This is a genomic window from Paraburkholderia phytofirmans (assembly GCF_046028095.1).
Classification (GTDB): Bacteria; Pseudomonadota; Gammaproteobacteria; order Burkholderiales; family Burkholderiaceae; genus Paraburkholderia; species Paraburkholderia phytofirmans_A.
Genome location: NZ_JAQQDJ010000029.1, coordinates 17294 through 32774, shown reverse-complemented (window position 1 = coordinate 32774; position 15481 = coordinate 17294). Strand labels below are relative to the sequence as shown.

12 protein-coding genes and 2 pseudogenes are annotated in these 15481 nt (G+C 59.3%); 7 read left to right on the top strand and 7 right to left on the bottom strand.

The genetic code is table 11. The annotated features are described in order from the left end of the window. Window positions 1-285 precede the first annotated feature (285 nt). Both PQR54_RS38560 and tnpC read left to right on the top strand, forming a co-directional pair. Window positions 286-1215 (top strand): annotated as a pseudogene (locus tag PQR54_RS38560) (Tn3 family transposase); the annotation flags it as partial. Continuing rightward, a complete protein-coding gene (gene tnpC / locus PQR54_RS38555; protein WP_408255330.1) occupies window positions 1212-1577 on the top strand; it encodes a Tn3 family transposase post-transcriptional regulator TnpC in 366 nt (121 codons plus the stop codon). The pseudogene PQR54_RS38560 and the gene tnpC, both read left to right, overlap by 4 nt. A gap of 299 nt (window positions 1578-1876) precedes the next feature. Here tnpC and PQR54_RS38550 read toward each other — a convergent pair whose 3' ends face one another. Further along, window positions 1877-2689 carry a DUF4238 domain-containing protein gene (locus tag PQR54_RS38550; RefSeq protein ID WP_408255328.1) on the bottom strand — a complete coding sequence of 271 codons (813 nt, stop codon included), beginning with the start codon at window positions 2687-2689 and terminating at the stop codon, window positions 1877-1879. Window positions 2690-3139: 450 nt separating this feature from the next. Next, a pseudogene (locus PQR54_RS38545) lies at window positions 3140-3556 on the bottom strand (beta-keto acid cleavage family enzyme); the annotation flags it as partial. 199 nt (window positions 3557-3755) lie between these two features. Here PQR54_RS38545 and PQR54_RS38540 point away from each other — a divergent pair. The 5 genes from PQR54_RS38540 to PQR54_RS38520 all read left to right on the top strand — a co-directional run bounded on the left by PQR54_RS38540 (window position 3756) and on the right by PQR54_RS38520 (window position 8673). Continuing rightward, window positions 3756-4127: a tautomerase family protein gene (locus PQR54_RS38540; protein WP_408255326.1), complete on the top strand. Its 372-nt coding sequence runs from the start codon at window positions 3756-3758 to the stop codon at window positions 4125-4127. 154 nt (window positions 4128-4281) lie between these two features. Beyond that, on the top strand, window positions 4282-5625 hold the full coding sequence (locus PQR54_RS38535) for an MFS transporter (RefSeq protein WP_408255333.1): 1344 nt from the start codon (window positions 4282-4284) through the stop codon (window positions 5623-5625). A 27-nt stretch (window positions 5626-5652) separates the two neighbouring features. Continuing rightward, window positions 5653-6405: an SDR family oxidoreductase gene (locus tag PQR54_RS38530; protein WP_408255323.1), complete on the top strand. Its 753-nt coding sequence runs from the start codon at window positions 5653-5655 to the stop codon at window positions 6403-6405. Window positions 6406-6460: 55 nt separating this feature from the next. Then, a complete protein-coding gene (kce, locus tag PQR54_RS38525; protein WP_408255321.1) occupies window positions 6461-7384 on the top strand; it encodes a 3,5-dioxohexanoate:acetyl-CoA acetone transferase in 924 nt (307 codons plus the stop codon). Between the two features lie 419 nt (window positions 7385-7803). After that, window positions 7804-8673 carry an AraC family transcriptional regulator gene (locus PQR54_RS38520; RefSeq protein WP_408255318.1) on the top strand — a complete coding sequence of 290 codons (870 nt, stop codon included), beginning with the start codon at window positions 7804-7806 and terminating at the stop codon, window positions 8671-8673. A gap of 478 nt (window positions 8674-9151) precedes the next feature. Here the strand turns inward: PQR54_RS38520 and PQR54_RS38515 are convergent, their stop codons facing one another. From PQR54_RS38515 to PQR54_RS38495, 5 genes are all read right to left on the bottom strand, one after another. Continuing rightward, the gene (locus PQR54_RS38515; RefSeq protein ID WP_408255315.1) at window positions 9152-10594 is read right to left on the bottom strand and encodes an aldehyde dehydrogenase family protein; all 1443 of its coding nucleotides are present in this window, start codon (window positions 10592-10594) and stop codon (window positions 9152-9154) included. A 33-nt stretch (window positions 10595-10627) separates the two neighbouring features. Beyond that, window positions 10628-11812, bottom strand: a complete 1185-nt coding sequence (locus PQR54_RS38510) for a fumarylacetoacetate hydrolase family protein (RefSeq protein ID WP_408255312.1) — start codon at window positions 11810-11812, stop codon at window positions 10628-10630. 63 nt (window positions 11813-11875) lie between these two features. Beyond that, window positions 11876-13108: a porin gene (locus tag PQR54_RS38505; protein WP_408255310.1), complete on the bottom strand. Its 1233-nt coding sequence runs from the start codon at window positions 13106-13108 to the stop codon at window positions 11876-11878. A gap of 324 nt (window positions 13109-13432) precedes the next feature. Further along, on the bottom strand, window positions 13433-14452 hold the full coding sequence (locus PQR54_RS38500; protein WP_408255307.1) for a Gfo/Idh/MocA family protein: 1020 nt from the start codon (window positions 14450-14452) through the stop codon (window positions 13433-13435). A 26-nt stretch (window positions 14453-14478) separates the two neighbouring features. Then, on the bottom strand, window positions 14479-15399 hold the full coding sequence (locus PQR54_RS38495) for a shikimate dehydrogenase family protein (RefSeq protein WP_408255305.1): 921 nt from the start codon (window positions 15397-15399) through the stop codon (window positions 14479-14481). Between the last annotated feature and the right edge of the window lie 82 nt (window positions 15400-15481).

Genomic DNA, 15481 nt, shown 5'->3' with positions numbered 1-15481 from the left:
TGCTGCTGCGCTTCGAACGCATCAGTGACGTGCACTACGCGTTAAAGACGCTCGCGTATACGATGATCAATCTGCGGCACTACTGCCGAAACTGATCTCACGCCAAAGGCTTGCGTAACATCGTCGGCGCTCTGCTCAGCGTCGCGATTGTGCTCGACCTCTTGATGCCTTCATCTTCGCATACCGACACATATCGTCGCATCTTCAGCATGCCGTACCAGATATGGATTTGCGCCTCCGGTTTGTTCGACCGCTCTGTACAAAATCAGCGGCAAAACTAGCAACCAGTTGGACTTCTACGACAACAACCTGCTGGCCGGCTATCACTTCCGCTACCGGAAAATGGGCGCGGTCGCGTACCGGCACGTCGCCGACAATTATATCGCGGTGTTCCGGCACTTCATTCCGCCGGGCGTGTGGGAGGCGATCTACGTGATCGAGGGACTGCTGAAGGCCGGGCTGTCGGTCAGGGCGGACACCGTCCATGCCGACACGCAGGGCCAGTCGGCCGCGGTTTTCGCATTCACGTACCTGCTCGGCATCAACCTGATGCCGCGGATTCGCAACTGGAAGGACCTCGTCCTGTACCGGCCGGACGGCAAGGAGAAATACAGGCACATCGACAAGCTGTTCACGGCGACCATCGACTGGGTGCTGATCGAGCAGCACTGGCAGGAACTAATGCAGGTCGCGCTGTCGATTCAGGCGGGCACGATCTCATCGCCGCTGCTGCTGCGCCGGCTCGGCTCCGAGAGCCGCAAGAACCGGCTGTACCTTGCCGCGCGCGAATTGGGCAACGTCGTTCGCACGGTATTCCTGCTTGAGTGGATCGGCAGCCTTGAATTGCGGCAGGAGGTCACCGCGAACACGAACAAGATCGAGTCTTACAATGGCTTCTCGAAGTGGCTGTCGTTCGGCGGGGATGTGATCGCCGAGAACGAGCCCGAGGAGCAGCAAAAGCGGCTACGATACAACGACCTCGTCGCGTCGGCGGTGATCCTGCAGAACACGGTGGACATGATGCAGGCGCTGCGCGAGATGGCGACAAACGGCGAGAAAGTGCGCGCCGAAGACATCGAGTTTCTGAGCCCGTATCCGACCCACGACATCCGGCGCTTCGGCCACTATAAACTGCACCTGGATCGTCGGCCGGAAGCCTGGATCAGGGACCCGCTGTTCGGCCATGCTGCCCGTACTTACGCATCCCGCCCATGACTGCACGCCCGGCCATCACCACGACCTGTTTCGGCGATGTCGACACCGCCGCGCTCGAACGGCTCGAATCGAGCTACGACACAACCCGCCTTCTGGCCGCCGTCGACATCGTTGATCGCATCCGCGCGCAGTTGCACGATCCAGAAGGTCTGCGCGATGATCTGCTGGAAATCCATAGCATGGCGCACTCGGTCTTGAACTGGATGCCATCGGTGCCGTCGAAACGCGATGGCAGCTTGCCGGAGCAGGTACAGGATGCGCTCGATCTGATTGACGAATTTGTCATGGAGCTCACCCAGGTGAGGGCGACCCTCGAGCCTCTCGAAGCGCTACATCCGGACGACGGTTTTGGCGAGGGTTGAACGGCGCCCGCCCACTGATCGAGACCATGGGGTGTTTGCTGTGGGTGAGGCATTTTCGAACTGAGCTGTTCAGATGGTCGGTTCTAGCTGACGATCATGCGACGTCCCCTGCGTAGGTCGTCTGACTGGGCTACAACCTTTCGCGCAAGGTCGAAGTCACTTGCCGACGAGAACACGAACGACTCGGCGTGTACGATCTGCAGCCAGTTGAAATTGACCACGTTGTCGTGCTGATACTGAAGGACGCACCCGGTGTCGAACGCGTGAGCCGTTCGAAGGATCGCGTCCGGATTTTTCATTCACTGAGCGAGGAGCTCGGGAGCCCGTCGGCGCAGCGTTTGTATGGTGGTCGCTGCCTCTTGGATCTGATTGCGGGTTGAAGGACACCACATGGCAAGCGCGCGGACGGGGCTGATCGGGAAATATATTTCTATTCCGGGCACCATGAGGCCGATGTCTCCGAATGGCCCTTCGCGAGGCGCAACGTTTTGCATTGTTAATGGGTGATCCCCAATGATGAAAGGGTCCTTCGCGGGTGCCTCTAGCAGTAGCCATTGCTTCAACAGGAATGCATGGCTGTAATCTTTCGGGGCATCGATGAGAATCTTTATTGCCATGGCCGCCGACGTGTTTGCATCTGTGCCAAAGCCCGCTCCTTCAAGCTGTTTATCGTTAAACCCTCGGCGGCGTAATACTTCGAAAAACTGATTTTCCGCGTCTGCCGCGGCTGCGCCGGTTGCTTTCGCTCTGACAAACTGAACGGCAAAGAAAATTGACTGCTGTGCGCGCTCCTCAGGGCTTAAAACAGCAAGCGAATCCGATTCATCTAGTTTTTTGATGATGGGCTTTGCGGCGGCTTCGATGCGTGAGAGCGCGGGCTCGATGGTGAGTGCGACACCTTCAAACTCGAAATCGTAGAACCGGCTCTCGGCGGCGATGTTTCGCGCGTTCGTGACAAAGGTTTTGTCCGTGGCTTTGTTGAAAACGTAGAGCTGATCTTTTTGCCTGTTCCGAAATTTCGGACCCGCGGCGACTAAAGATTGATGGTTATCGGGTACGGCTTCAGGGACGATCACATTAACGAGATCATCGCCGACGCAGTCACGAATCACAACCTCAAGTTGTTCGTCATATCGCCGGATGGCGCAGACCAGGCGCGGAAAATTGCTCTACGGCCGGAGCGGCAATCCAACAGGAAACAGCGCTGGAAGACGTGTCAGCGCGGTCTGCGGTGGCCAGCTTCGTGAAAGGCTGCTTCGCGCTTAATTGTCATGGTAATGCCCAACGTCTGAATGCACCGGTCCGCGTGGCGTTTTGAACAGGTACGGTGGATGGTGACTTACGTCGCCCCGTTGTGAAGCAATATGGACCGAAAGTTTAAACCGGGCCGTGCGCCATCGTACTAACCGCCGCTCAGCAAGGGCACGCGGCCTGATGGCTTCAGCTATGGGATTCGTGAAACAAGGGCAAGGTCAGTCTTTGTCTTAAGCGTTTTCCGAGAATCGGCGGGAGACGATGATTAGCGTCAAGCCACTACGATCGTAGCAAGATCAAACACGAGATCAAAATCCGACGTTGTCAGCGCCTTTCAGCCTCAGCATCTGCCGCGCCTCGTCCGCAGTGGCGATCGGTAGCGACAGACCTTCCCGGATGGAACGCGCCCGACGGACCTGATCAGCGTTGCTTTTCGCCAAATTTCCGGCGCCGTCCCAGAGGGAATCTTCAAGCCCGACCCTATCGTTTCCGCCCATGGCGGATGCCGTCGCCGCGATCGGCATCTGGAAACGACCAGCCACCAACACTGACCACACGTAACTATTGCCAAAGAGCCGGTCGGCCGTTCGCCTCATATGAGCTACATCGTCAGGGTGCGTTCCGATCCCGCCAAGGATCCCAAACACAGTCTGGACGAAGAAGGGTGGCTCGACGAGCTTCCTGTCGGCAAAGTGCGCCAGATTGTAGAGGTGAGAAGTGTCGTAATCCCCGTTTAAGAAACTGTGAGATTGAGCCGTCCCTGCGCGTCCGGTGACGAGATCCAGCCGTTGGCCAGTGCATTGGGCGGGTTGGGGCTCAATGTCATGGCACTTCCAAGCAAGTGATGGCGCCGCGGTGCAATCTCTAACGGCGACGTTCCGAAAGAATAGGGACCTCATTAACCTAACTTCATGGAGATACAACATGCCCGTCATCGTTTGCGAATGCAAGGTCGGAATCGAATCTGGCATCAAGGCCAAGATTGCCAGCGAGGTCACGAGTGCGATCAGGGAGATCATCCTTTCGCCGCTCGACTTGATTAGCGTCGTATTCCATGAAGTCACGCCCGAGAACACCTACCGTTCGGGAGAACCTACCTCCGAAACGCTGATCTTCTGCCACATACGTGATGGGCGCAGCGACGGCGCCGTGCTATCGCTGGCCAAAAAGGTGAGCTCGATTTGGAGCGCGTGCACCGGGGCATCGGAGGACGAAGTCGAGGTTCTCGTCACACTGTATCCCGCCAAGTACGTCGTGCGCGGCGGTGAACGGCTGCCCGAAGCCCCTCGCGTGTGAGGAACGTGCAGCCTGCTCGGGGTAAGGGGACCGACCTTGTCTATGCAAGGTCGGTTGTTGGCAGCGAGGTCTCGGCCCCGAATGTGGTTACGCGCGCCACATCCTGAGCCTCGTACCAAAGATAAAAGGAGACAAGTCAATGAAGTCAAAAACTATGCACGGTATAGATGTTCACAAACTGGCCGACGAGGCGAAGTTCAACAGCTTTCACCGGTCCGTGCTGATCTGGTGTTTCGTGATCCTGGTGCTCGACGGCTACGACCTGGCGGTCGCCGGCACCGCGCTTCCGTCAATCATGAGGGCGATGAATGTCGAGGCCGCGACCGCGGGCCTCATGGCCAGTTCGGCGCTGTTCGGCATGATGTTCGGTGCGATCGTGCTCGGCGCGCTGGCAGACAAGATCGGCCGCCGCTGGGCGATCTCGATCTGCGTGTTCCTGTTCACCGTCCTTACCGCGGCCGCCGGGTTCACCAACGACCCGATCACATTCAGCGTGATGCGCTTCCTCGCGGGGCTCGGCATCGGCGGCGCGATTCCGAATGCGGCGGCGCAGATGACCGAATACTCACCGAAGAAGGTGCGCGGCTTGATGGTCACGCTGATGTGCTGCGGCTACGCGGTCGGCAGTATCCTCGCCGCGCTGCTTGGCAAGCAGTTCATCGAGATCTACGGCTGGCAATCGGTGTTCATCGCCGCGGGCGCCCCAGTGGTGCTGATCCCGTTCATCCTGAAGTACATGCCTGAGTCGCTGCCGTTCCTGATCGAGCAGCACGACGACACGCAGCTGCGTGAAGTGGTCCGGAAGATCCGGCCGGACATGCGAATCGAGCCGCATGAGGTGTTCCACGTTCCGGCCGAGGACAAGGCCAAAGGTCCGACCATAGGCAGGCTGTTCCTGGACGGCCGCGGCTTCAGCTCGGTGATGCTCTGGCTCGCCTTTATGACCTGCCTGTTCATGCTCTATGCGCTTAGTTCGTGGCTGGTCAAACTGATGGGCATGGCCGGCTACAGCCTTGGTTCCGCGCTGAACTTCCTGCTCGCCTACAACGCCGGTGCAGTCATCGGCGCTATCGGTGGCGGATGGCTCGCCGACAAGCTGAACATCCAGTGGGTGACGACCGCATTCTTCGCGGTCGCCGCTGTCTCGCTGACGCTGCTCGGCAACGGCGCGCAGCCGCTGTTCCTGATCGTTGCCGTAGTCGGCGCGTCGACGCTGGGCACGCAGATCCTGCTGTACGCGTATGCCGGGCAGTTCTACCCGACATCGATCCGTTCGACGGGACTCGGCTTTGCCTCGGGGATCGGGCGCATCGGGGCGATCGCAGCGCCGATCGTGATTGGGGTGCTGGTATCGATGAAGCTACCCCTTGTGCAGAACTTCCTCGCCATTGCAATGGCCGCGGTGATCGGCGGTGTCGCGGTTGCTCTGGTCAAGGACAAGTCGTCGGCCTTTTCGCACAGCCACGACGCGAGCGCAGTCGGGCAGCAGCGGCCTTGAATTTCACAATCAACCAAGGCAACCTGCATGTCGCACAAACTTGAAGGCAAGACCGCAATTGTCACTGGTGGATCCACCGGAATCGGGCTTGCTACCGCCAAGCGGTTCAATAGCGAAGGAGCGCATGTCATTATCACCGGTCGCCGACAGGCCGAACTCGACGCCGCGGTTTCCGCGATCGGTAACGCTACCAGCATCCGGCTTGACTCATCGAACATGGCCGAACTGGACACGCTGTTTGATCGGGTGAAATCGGAAACGGGTCGGATCGACGTATTGTTCGTCAACGCCGGCGGCGGCTCGCTGCTGCCGCTCGCAAATGTTACCGAGGAACAGTATGATGACACCTTTGGCCGTAACGTCAAGGGCCTACTGTTTACTGTGCAGAAGGCTCTGCCATTGCTGGCGGACGGCGCTTCAATCATCTTGACTGGCTCCACTGCCGTCAGCGGCGGTACCGAGGCCTTTAGTGTCTATGCCGCCTCCAAGGCCGCCGTACGCTCATTCGCCCGCAACTGGATTCTCGATCTCAAGGGCCGCGGCATCCGGGTCTACACGCTCAGCCCCGGACCCACCAAGACGCCAGGCTTCTTTGACCTGGCCGGCCCCGACGCCGCAAGGCAGCAGGGAATGCTCGATGCTCTGGTTTCGCGGATCCCAATGGGGCGCGTCGGCGATCCGGACGAAGTTGCCAAGGCAGCAGTCTTTCTTGCTTCCGACGATTCAAGCTTTGTTAACGGTATCGAACTGTTCGTCGACGGCGGTAAGGCCCAAATCTGAGTATCGCAGCAGTCGGGCGAAGCTCGCCACCTTATGCGGATTTCCTACCTCATTTATGAACAAAGTCATCATCACATGTGCTGTCACCGGTGCGATTCATACGCCCTCAATGTCACCGTATCTACCGGTTACACCGGAAGAGATCACCGAAGCCTCGGTCGGCGCGGCCGAAGCGGGCGCCGCGATCATTCACCTTCATGCACGCGATCCTGTCACCGGCAAGCCGGACCAGAGCCCCGACGCATTCGGCCGATTCTTGCCGCAGATTAAGGCGCGCACCGATGCCGTGTTGAATATCACCAGTGGCGGCGCGCCTTACATGACGATCGAGGAGCGCATTCAGCCGTCAATGCGCTTTGCGCCCGAGGTGGCGTCGCTCAACATGGGCTCGATGAACTTCGCGCTGTTCCCGATGCTGGCGCGCTTCAAGGAGTTCAAACATGCCTGGGAGCGCGAAGCGCTCGAAGCCAGTCGTGACCTGATTTTTCGCAACACCTTTCAGGATATTGAATACGCCCTGGGACAATGTGCCGCCAACGACACGCGCTTCGAATTCGAGTGCTACGACGTGAGCCATCTCTACAACTTGGCGCACTTCGTCGAGCGCGGTCTAGTCAAGGCGCCGTTCTTTGTGCAGACCGTGTTCGGCATCTTGGGAGGTATCGGCACGCACCCTGAAGACGTGTTGCACATGAAGCGGACGGCCGACAGGCTGTTCGGCAATGATTATCGCTGGTCGGTGCTGGGGACAGGCAAGGATCAGCTTCGCCTTGCAGCAATGTCTGCCAGTATGGGAGGCAATGTGCGCGTCGGATTGGAAGACAGTTTGTGGCTTGGACGCGGCACGCTAGCCGAGAGCAACGCAGCGCAGGTGCGGCAGGTGCGCCAGATAATCGAGGGGCTTGGACTCGAAATCGCCAGCCCGAACGAAGCCCGTGAAATTTTGCGATTGAAGGGCATTGAGAGAGTCAAGTTCTAAGAAGGAACGGGGTCGACGTTTTTCGCCCAAGCAATCTGCGTCACTTGAGGTGCGGCAAGTCAATACATAATGTCTTGGATCAGGTCAGCAACAGAGTCAGAACGCGCTGGCCATAGCACCATTGAATGCCACTGCGCCGGCGACCAGGGGCGCGGGCAGGCTGCCGGACGCGCCAGTGAACTGACACTATGCCACGGACCAGCGGCGGGCCCGTCGCCTTGGCTCATCGCATCGCCGTTGTTGCAGAGCAGTACGAGTCGAGCTAAGGTGTACGATGCGCGAGGTAAGCGAACGAGGTTGATGTCCATGCGTCGGCGCCCCCCCATAAGGGGTATTCACCAGCCACTGATTCGCTTGCCAAAGGGAGAAGCCGCGCGCACACTGAAAGATCGGACGCAAGATCGAAGCGGAAGTAAGCAATGCATGGTCGCCTAGACTCACAAGCTGAATATCGCGAGGTTGGGGGCGAACTCGTCTCCGGCACCATTGTTGAGTCACGCACCACACATGTTGAAATCCTCGCGCGCCGGGCGACCGAGCCCATCTCTTGGCGTTTTCGTCAACCGCGGCTCGCGCTGTTCTGGTTTCGGAACGGCCTCGAAAAATTGCATCTAGAGCTCGACGGCCGCCGCATCCACTCGGGAATAAAACAAAGTACAAACCTTGCGCTGTTCCCAGCCTCGACTTCAGTCGAAGGCGAGTTCGACGTAGCCCCGTACTTCGACTACACGGTGGTCTTCCTCGACCCGACCGTTGCATCCGCCGCTGGCTGCCACTTCAATCGACCACTGATTGCCTTCGGCAACGAAGATCTGCAACGTAGCCTTTCGGTCCTATGCCGTGAGGCGCGCAATGCAGACAGCCTTTACGGGTTGTTCGCTGAGGGCTGGGCAATGCAAGCACTCGCCCTACTGGCGCGGGTCGACGGCAGCCAGGCAGCCACCGTTCGCCCGTGCGGTGGCCTCGCACCTAGCAGCTTGCGGCGCGTTATCGACTACATCGAGGCCGACTTGTCGAGGCCGTTCACGATCGAGGGCTTGGCGCAAGTTGCGGGTGTCAGTGCCCGGCATTTTCTGCGGGCCTTTCGGGAAAGCACCGGGCAGACACCCTTGCGCTTTGTGTACAGTCTGCGTCTCGAGCGGGCCAAGGAGTTCCTCTTGGATCCCCGTCGCACCGCAACTGAAGTCGCGCTGGATTGCGGCTTCAGCCACGCTCAGCACTTCACCACCGCATTCAAGAAGGCGACCGGCGTGACGCCGTCCGATTTCCGCAGGGCTGCGACGCGCTGATGCGTCACGCGGCCCTAGGTGTCGTCCGGGAAATCCGTATCAGGTGGGGTGGTCAGCTCGGGAGCCAGCGCGCCTGACGAGCGACGCTTCGATGCTTAGCGGGGAGGAGGACGGTCTCGACCGCAATGAGACGGGTCAAGTGCTGCTCGCCATGCAAACAGGTGGCGCATGACCTTGATTCTCGACACAAGCACCGACCGCAGGAATGGAGGCGCTGTCCACGCCGGACTTCATGATGGCCACCCCGAACGGAGTGGCCGCTTTTGCGCGGCAAGCAGCGAGTGACACAAGACTTATACGACTTCCTTGGACATCAACCGAAGGAGAGCTCACGCTCAAAATACGTTTAGGTTGCCGGTCACCATTCCGTCAACGAACGTGGGGGCTTTCCGGTCAGTTTCTCGACCGTCGAGGTTGTTTCGGCGATCGAGCACCTCATACGATGCTGCCGGTTCTCGCACGCTATTTCATCGTTTGCTCAGACGTTCCCAGGAGCGATGTAAGCGGTTTTCACGGTCGTATAAAACTCGCGCGCATAGGTCCCCTGTTCCCGCGGACCATAGCTCGAACCTTTGCGACCACCGAATGGAACGTGATAATCGACCCCGGCCGTCGCGGTGTTGACCATCACCATGCCGGCCTGCACGTGGCGCTTGAAATGGCTCGCATGTGCCAGCGACCTGGTGCAGATGCCAGCGGAAAGGCCGAATGGCGTGTCGTTGGCTACGGCAAGCGCTTCCTCGTAATGCGCGACCTTGATGACGGACGCGACAGGACCGAACACTTCCTCCCTGTTGATCGTCATCGCCGAGGTCGTGTTGGTCACGAGAGCCGGTGCCAGGAAAAATCCTTCGGTCGCCGAGGGAGCACGGTCACCGCCAAACACCGAACCACCTTCGGCACGTGCGAGTTCGATATAACGCTCGTCCTGTTCCAGCTGTTTGGCGTCGACAACGGGACCGATCTGCGTCGACGCATCCAGCGCGTTACCAATCCTGAGACTGCGCATGCGCGCCTGCATGGCCTCGACAAAACGGTCGTGGATGCCGCTCGTTACGATCAGGCGGCTAGACGCGGTACAACGCTGGCCGGTGGAGTAGAAAGCGCCGTTGATGCAGGCCTCGACCGCGACGTCCAGATCGGCATCGTCGAGCACGACCATCGGGTTCTTGCCACCCATCTCGAGCTGGAATTTCTTACCGGTGGCGACGCATTTCGCGGCGATCGCCTGGCCGGTCCCAACCGAGCCCGTGAAGCTGATGGCATCCACGTCAGCTGATTTGACGAGCGTTTCGCCGACGATCGAACCCGTGCCCATGACGAGATTGATTACGCCCGCCGGTGCACCGCCTTCGGCGATGATCTTGACGAGTTCCCATACGCTGCCCGGCACGAGTTCCGCTGGCTTGATGACCACGCAGTTTCCATACGCGAGCGCAGGCGCGATCTTCCAGGCGGGAATAGCGATCGGGAAGTTCCACGGCGTGATCAGACCGATGACGCCTAGCGGTTCGCGTGTGACTTCGACCGTCAGTCCCGGGCGGACGGACGGTAAAATCTCGCCGCCGACCCGCAATGCCTCGCCCGCGAAGAATTTGAAAATCTGTCCGGCGCGTCCCACTTCGCCGACTGCTTCGGCGAGCGTTTTCCCTTCCTCGCGTGCCAGTAGCTTACCGAGTTCGTTTTTGCGCGCAAGGATGGTGCTGCCGACCTGGTCGAGCAAGTCAAAGCGCTGTTGCGGGGCGTTGAGCGACCACGTGCGAAAGGCCGAGCGTGCAGACGCGATTGCTTTCTGTGTCTGATCTGCGCTGGCTCGTGCGAAGTGGCCGATCACGTCGCTCGTGTCCGAAGGGTTCACATTAGGAGCGGAGTCGTTGCCATCGACCCATTCGCCGCCAATAAAGTTCTTGAATTGCGTCATCGTAAATCCGTCAATGAGTAAATACGTGTTTGATCAGCCCAGGTTCAGCAGCGAGCGCCCGGCGAGGTTGGCGTACAGCGCACGCACGCCGAATGTCCACGGCGCGATTTCGGTCGACAGCCGCACGGTGTTGACGAGAGCGCCAAGTGGAGGAGCGCTGATCGTTACGCGGTCCCCGAGGTGATGCGTGAAGCCGCCACCCAGTGCGTCGCGATCCTTGATCGGAGAGAACATCGTGCCGAGGAACAACATGAAGCCGTCGGGATACTGATGATGCTTGCCCCATGTCTGGCTCACCAGGTCAAGAGGGTCACGGCTGATCTCCCGCATATGGCTGATGCCCTCAAGCAGGAAGCCGTCGTCGGTACCTTCGACGCGCAACGAAACACTTGTTTCTCGGATCGTGTCCAGCGTGAACCGTTCGTCGAACAGGCGGATAAACGGACCGATCGCGCATGAGCCGTTGTTGTCCTTGCATTTGCCAAGCAGCAGCGCCGACCGGCCCTCGATGTCGCGCAGATTGACGTCGTTACCCAGTGTGGCGCCCACCACCTCGCCCTTGCTGTTGACTGCGAGGACGATCTCCGGCTCGGGGTTGTTCCACTTCGAAGCAGGCAGCAAGCCGATATCGGCACCGAGTCCCACTGAAGACATAGGCTGCGACTTCGAAAATACCTCTGCATCGGGACCGATTCCGACTTCGATGTACTGCGACCATGCACCGCGACGCTGCAGTTCTTCTTTCAGCGTGACGGCAGCTTCGGAGCCTGGCTTGATCTTCGAAAGATCGGTGCCAATCAGACGCGTGATCGCGGCGCGCACCTCCTCAGCCTTCGCAGGGTCGCCGCCTGCCTGCTCTTCAATGACGCGCTCAAGAAGGCTCACGGCAAACGTCACGCCACAGGCTTTGATGGCTTGCAGATCGCAGGGGGCCAGGAGGTAGGGGCGATCCGCTTTTCGTTGTGCGTCGACTGTGGCTTCGATCAGATTGCCGACATGACCCAGAGGTTCGCCGGAACCCTGCCGGACGAGTTCGACCAGATCCTGGCGATCGAAAAGATCAGAGACGGTTGCGGCGAAGCGGGAGATATCGAATACTTCCCCGCCGCGAACAGCAACGACGCACGGTCCCGCGCCGTGTTTCGTTTGGCGCCACACGCGGCCAACGAGCAGGGCACCGTCGAGATCGTCAGGAAGGTAGCTGGAATATGAGGTCATGAAAGGATCCAATGTGCATTGAAAGTGCTGGCGGTCGTAGTCGCAACAGGATAAAACTCTGTGCTAGAAGCGGTGGACGATACCCACGCCTGCTGCGAACATGCTGCGCGACGATGACGGAGTCGACTGGAAGCCGTCGCCGATCGATGCCGTTGCGGCGATCGAGCTGTTGGTCGGGCCACCCGGGAACGTCGGCGTGCCAAGCGTTCGGCCGTTCGCGCGCTGGAATGCTTCGAGTGCGTAGAACCCTGTACGCTTGGACAACGCATAGTACTGGGACAGGTTGAACTGGTGGTACGACGCCGCGTCGTCGACACCGTTCGCCTTGCTCGCCCACGTGTAGCTGTAGCCTGCAGCAAAGTCCCATGCCGTCGCGGGCTTCCAGTGCAGCACGGTGCCAGCGGTATTGAAGACCTGCTCGTCCGAGAACTTCGACGCCACGCCCGGGATGTACTGAACGTTAGTGTACGTCGCCGTGATATCCCACGCGCTGTTGAACACGTAGCCGAGGCCGACCGCGAAGCGATTCTGCGCCTGCGCACCCTGATAGCCGTTCGTTACCGCCGACACACCCGACTGGCCACCCGTGTTGGTCGTCGAATCCGCACCGTAGACGCCACCGCCGACGGTCGAGTTGTTGATGCGCGAGAACGCGACAGTACCGCCGATGGGGCCTTGCTGATACTGGATTGCCGCCGACCACGTTGAGCCGCGATAGACGCTGTCCGGCACGCCTGCAAGCGAGTACGAGCCGCTGACCGTCACGCCATAAACCTTTGGCGACGTATAGACGATCGAGTTGTTTGCGCGGTAGATCACGTCCAGTTCATCCAGATCGCCCGGATGCGCGCCGAAGTAGCCCGTGAGCCAGGTGGTGGGGCTGTACGGCGCTATTAGCGTGTAGTACGACGTGTACTGGCGACCCACGGTTAGCGTACCGAATGTCTGGTTCGTCAGACCGACCCAGGCTTGACGGCCGAACATCGCGTTCGTGTATTGCTGCGCGCCGTTGTTCAGATTGAATCCCGACTCCAACTGGAAGATTGCCTTCGTGCCGCTGCCCAGATCTTCTGCGCCCTTAAGGCCAAAGCGGTTGCCCGCCCAGATGCCCGATGCCATCTTGACGTTTGAGCGCCCACCGCTCGTCGAACCGAGCGACGTCTGGCTGCTCTGATAGACGATCGAATCATCGACGATACCGTAGAGCGTCACGCTGCTTTGAGCGAACGCCGGCGCGACTGCCGCGAGTGCCGTTGCTGTAGCAACGGCGGCCTTGTTCGGGTACAGACTCTTCATTAAATTCTCCTCTATGTCCAAGTGAATTGCTTTTGCTCTATCGGATGAGTAGGAGCGCCTTGAGTACGCTCATATCGACCGTCAGTGTCGTTGGACTACGTGCAACTAGATTCTTCGGCTCACGCGTTATATCAAATTCGCTGTACTAACGTAATTCTGAAGCGCGCCACTTCCAGGTGAAACTGACCAACTTGACTTGCGGAAATTCCTGGTTAATGCGATGGATTAATCAGGTTGCGAGCAGCGATCCACGCTGTGGCGATTGAAAAAAACTTCGGCGCACGTATGTCGGCTGTCTCGCATTTTTCCTTCGCTACAGATTTCTCACCAGGAAGCGCGATCCAGTCCAATAGACATTCCGCCCTGTTGGGCAGAGGCGTAGGCCGCGTCCATGACTTGCATCATGAGCTCTGCGTCGCGCAACGACGCGATCGGCCGTGCTCCAGTACGGCATTCCGTGAGCACGCGCTTGACGAACAATGGGTAGTAAATGTCAGTCTCGAGCTGGAGGCGGAGGCTTCGCGTGCCGGCAGGCAGGTTGTCTCTTTGCCGAATCTCGATCCGGTCGGGCCCGGATTTCGCGTACATACGATCGGATGCAAGAGTGAACGAAAATTCGCGCTGCTCGTCTGGTGTACTGGGGAAGCTATATCCCGTTTCCACCAGGCCGATCACGCCGTCTTCGGTTTGCATGGTCAGCAGCGAATAGTCTTCAACGGCTCCTCGATGCGTTCTTGAGTTCATCGTGGCGGAGACTCGGGCGATCTCCTTGCCAGTGAGCAATCTAAAAAGGTCGATGAAGTGAGTCGCCACGTTGATTGTCGATCCGCCTCCGGAATAAACCGGATCGAGTGCCCAGCCGGCACCGGCCGCTTCGTATCGACTGGGCGGTCCCACAATGAAACGGAACGACATGTAATTGAAGTCCGACGGTATGCGCCCCTCGGCATCTTCGAGCGATCTGAGCAACTCGCTCATCCGGAAGATCAATGGCACTGCGCAATAAAGGTTGGCTTCCTCGGTCAGTTTGCGAAGTCGGGTGACCTGCGACATGTTGACGCCGCACGGTTTCTCCAGCGCGAAGGGTATGTGTCGTGCGATCACGGCCTCGGCAAGCGCCGGCATTTCAGAATGCCGCCCGAACACGAAGGCAAAATCGACTTCCTCACGTTCGAGCAATTCATAGGCCGACGGGTACAGCCTGCTTCCGAATCGTGCGGCGATTGCCTCACCCTTGACCTTCTCCGCATCCGACACGGCGACCACTTCAATCCCGGGCGCTTCCAGCGCATCCAGATAGAGCGGGACATGCCAATGGCTGACCTCCAGCAAAGCAACTCTCATGCGTATTCTCCTTTGAAATTCTCTACTCACCGCGGGCCGTGATCCGGTGCTGATCGTCCATCGGGGAGGTAATCGAACCCCAGAAACTTAAGTGCGTAGACGGCCTGCCCTTGATGCATCGGCCCCCCGTCCTGGGTACGGCACCCGCGCGCATGCGCGGCGCGTCGAAGCGGCGTTGGCTCTGGCGCATTGATGATGTCGACGACGATGGCGCCGGGCGCGAGCCGCTCCGGATCGACCGGCATGGCATCGTTCACTTTCATGCCAAGCGGCGTGGCATTGATGACGACGTCGAAGCCATGCGGGTCAGGCGGCCCCGAACGTACGTCGCAGCCGGTCTCAGCAGCAACGGATGCCGCAAGGTCGCCAGACCGATGTGTGTCGACATCGGATATGGTCAGCTTGCTGGCGCCTGCTGACGCGACCGCAAACGCGATGGCGCTCCCTGCGCCTCCGGCGCCGACGAGAAGCACGGACTTATTCGCCGGGTGGTTGCCTTCCCATTGCATCCCAAGAACGCAACCAACGCCATCAAATATCGCTCCGACCCAACGTCCATCCGATTCACAACGGATGACGTTGAGCGCGCCGACCTGACGGGCCGTTGGATCCAGTTCATCGACGTATTCCAGCATGCGTTGCTTATGAGGCATGGTGACAAGCATGCCTGCGAGATTGCCCATCGCTCGTGCACCGCTGACGAACTCGGACAGGTTTTCCGCCTTGACCCAGAACGGGACGCAAGCCGCGTCCACGCGCTGTTCAGTGAAAAGCTGGTTCAACAATTGTGGCGACTTGGCGGCCGTCAGTGGATCGCCCACTAACCCATAGAGTCGCGTCTTACCTGTGATATGTGGATCCATTGGTGCGTGGTGTTCGATGTTGGCTGAAGACGCAGTCTTACCTGACTGCTCCGGGATTTGGCGTACCAAGCGCGTGTCGGACACTTACATTCTCCGACCGAACCACTTTGATGCAAATGCCGCAGCTCTTTGACGCAACGCGTTCATTGCGTTTTAAGCTGTCTGC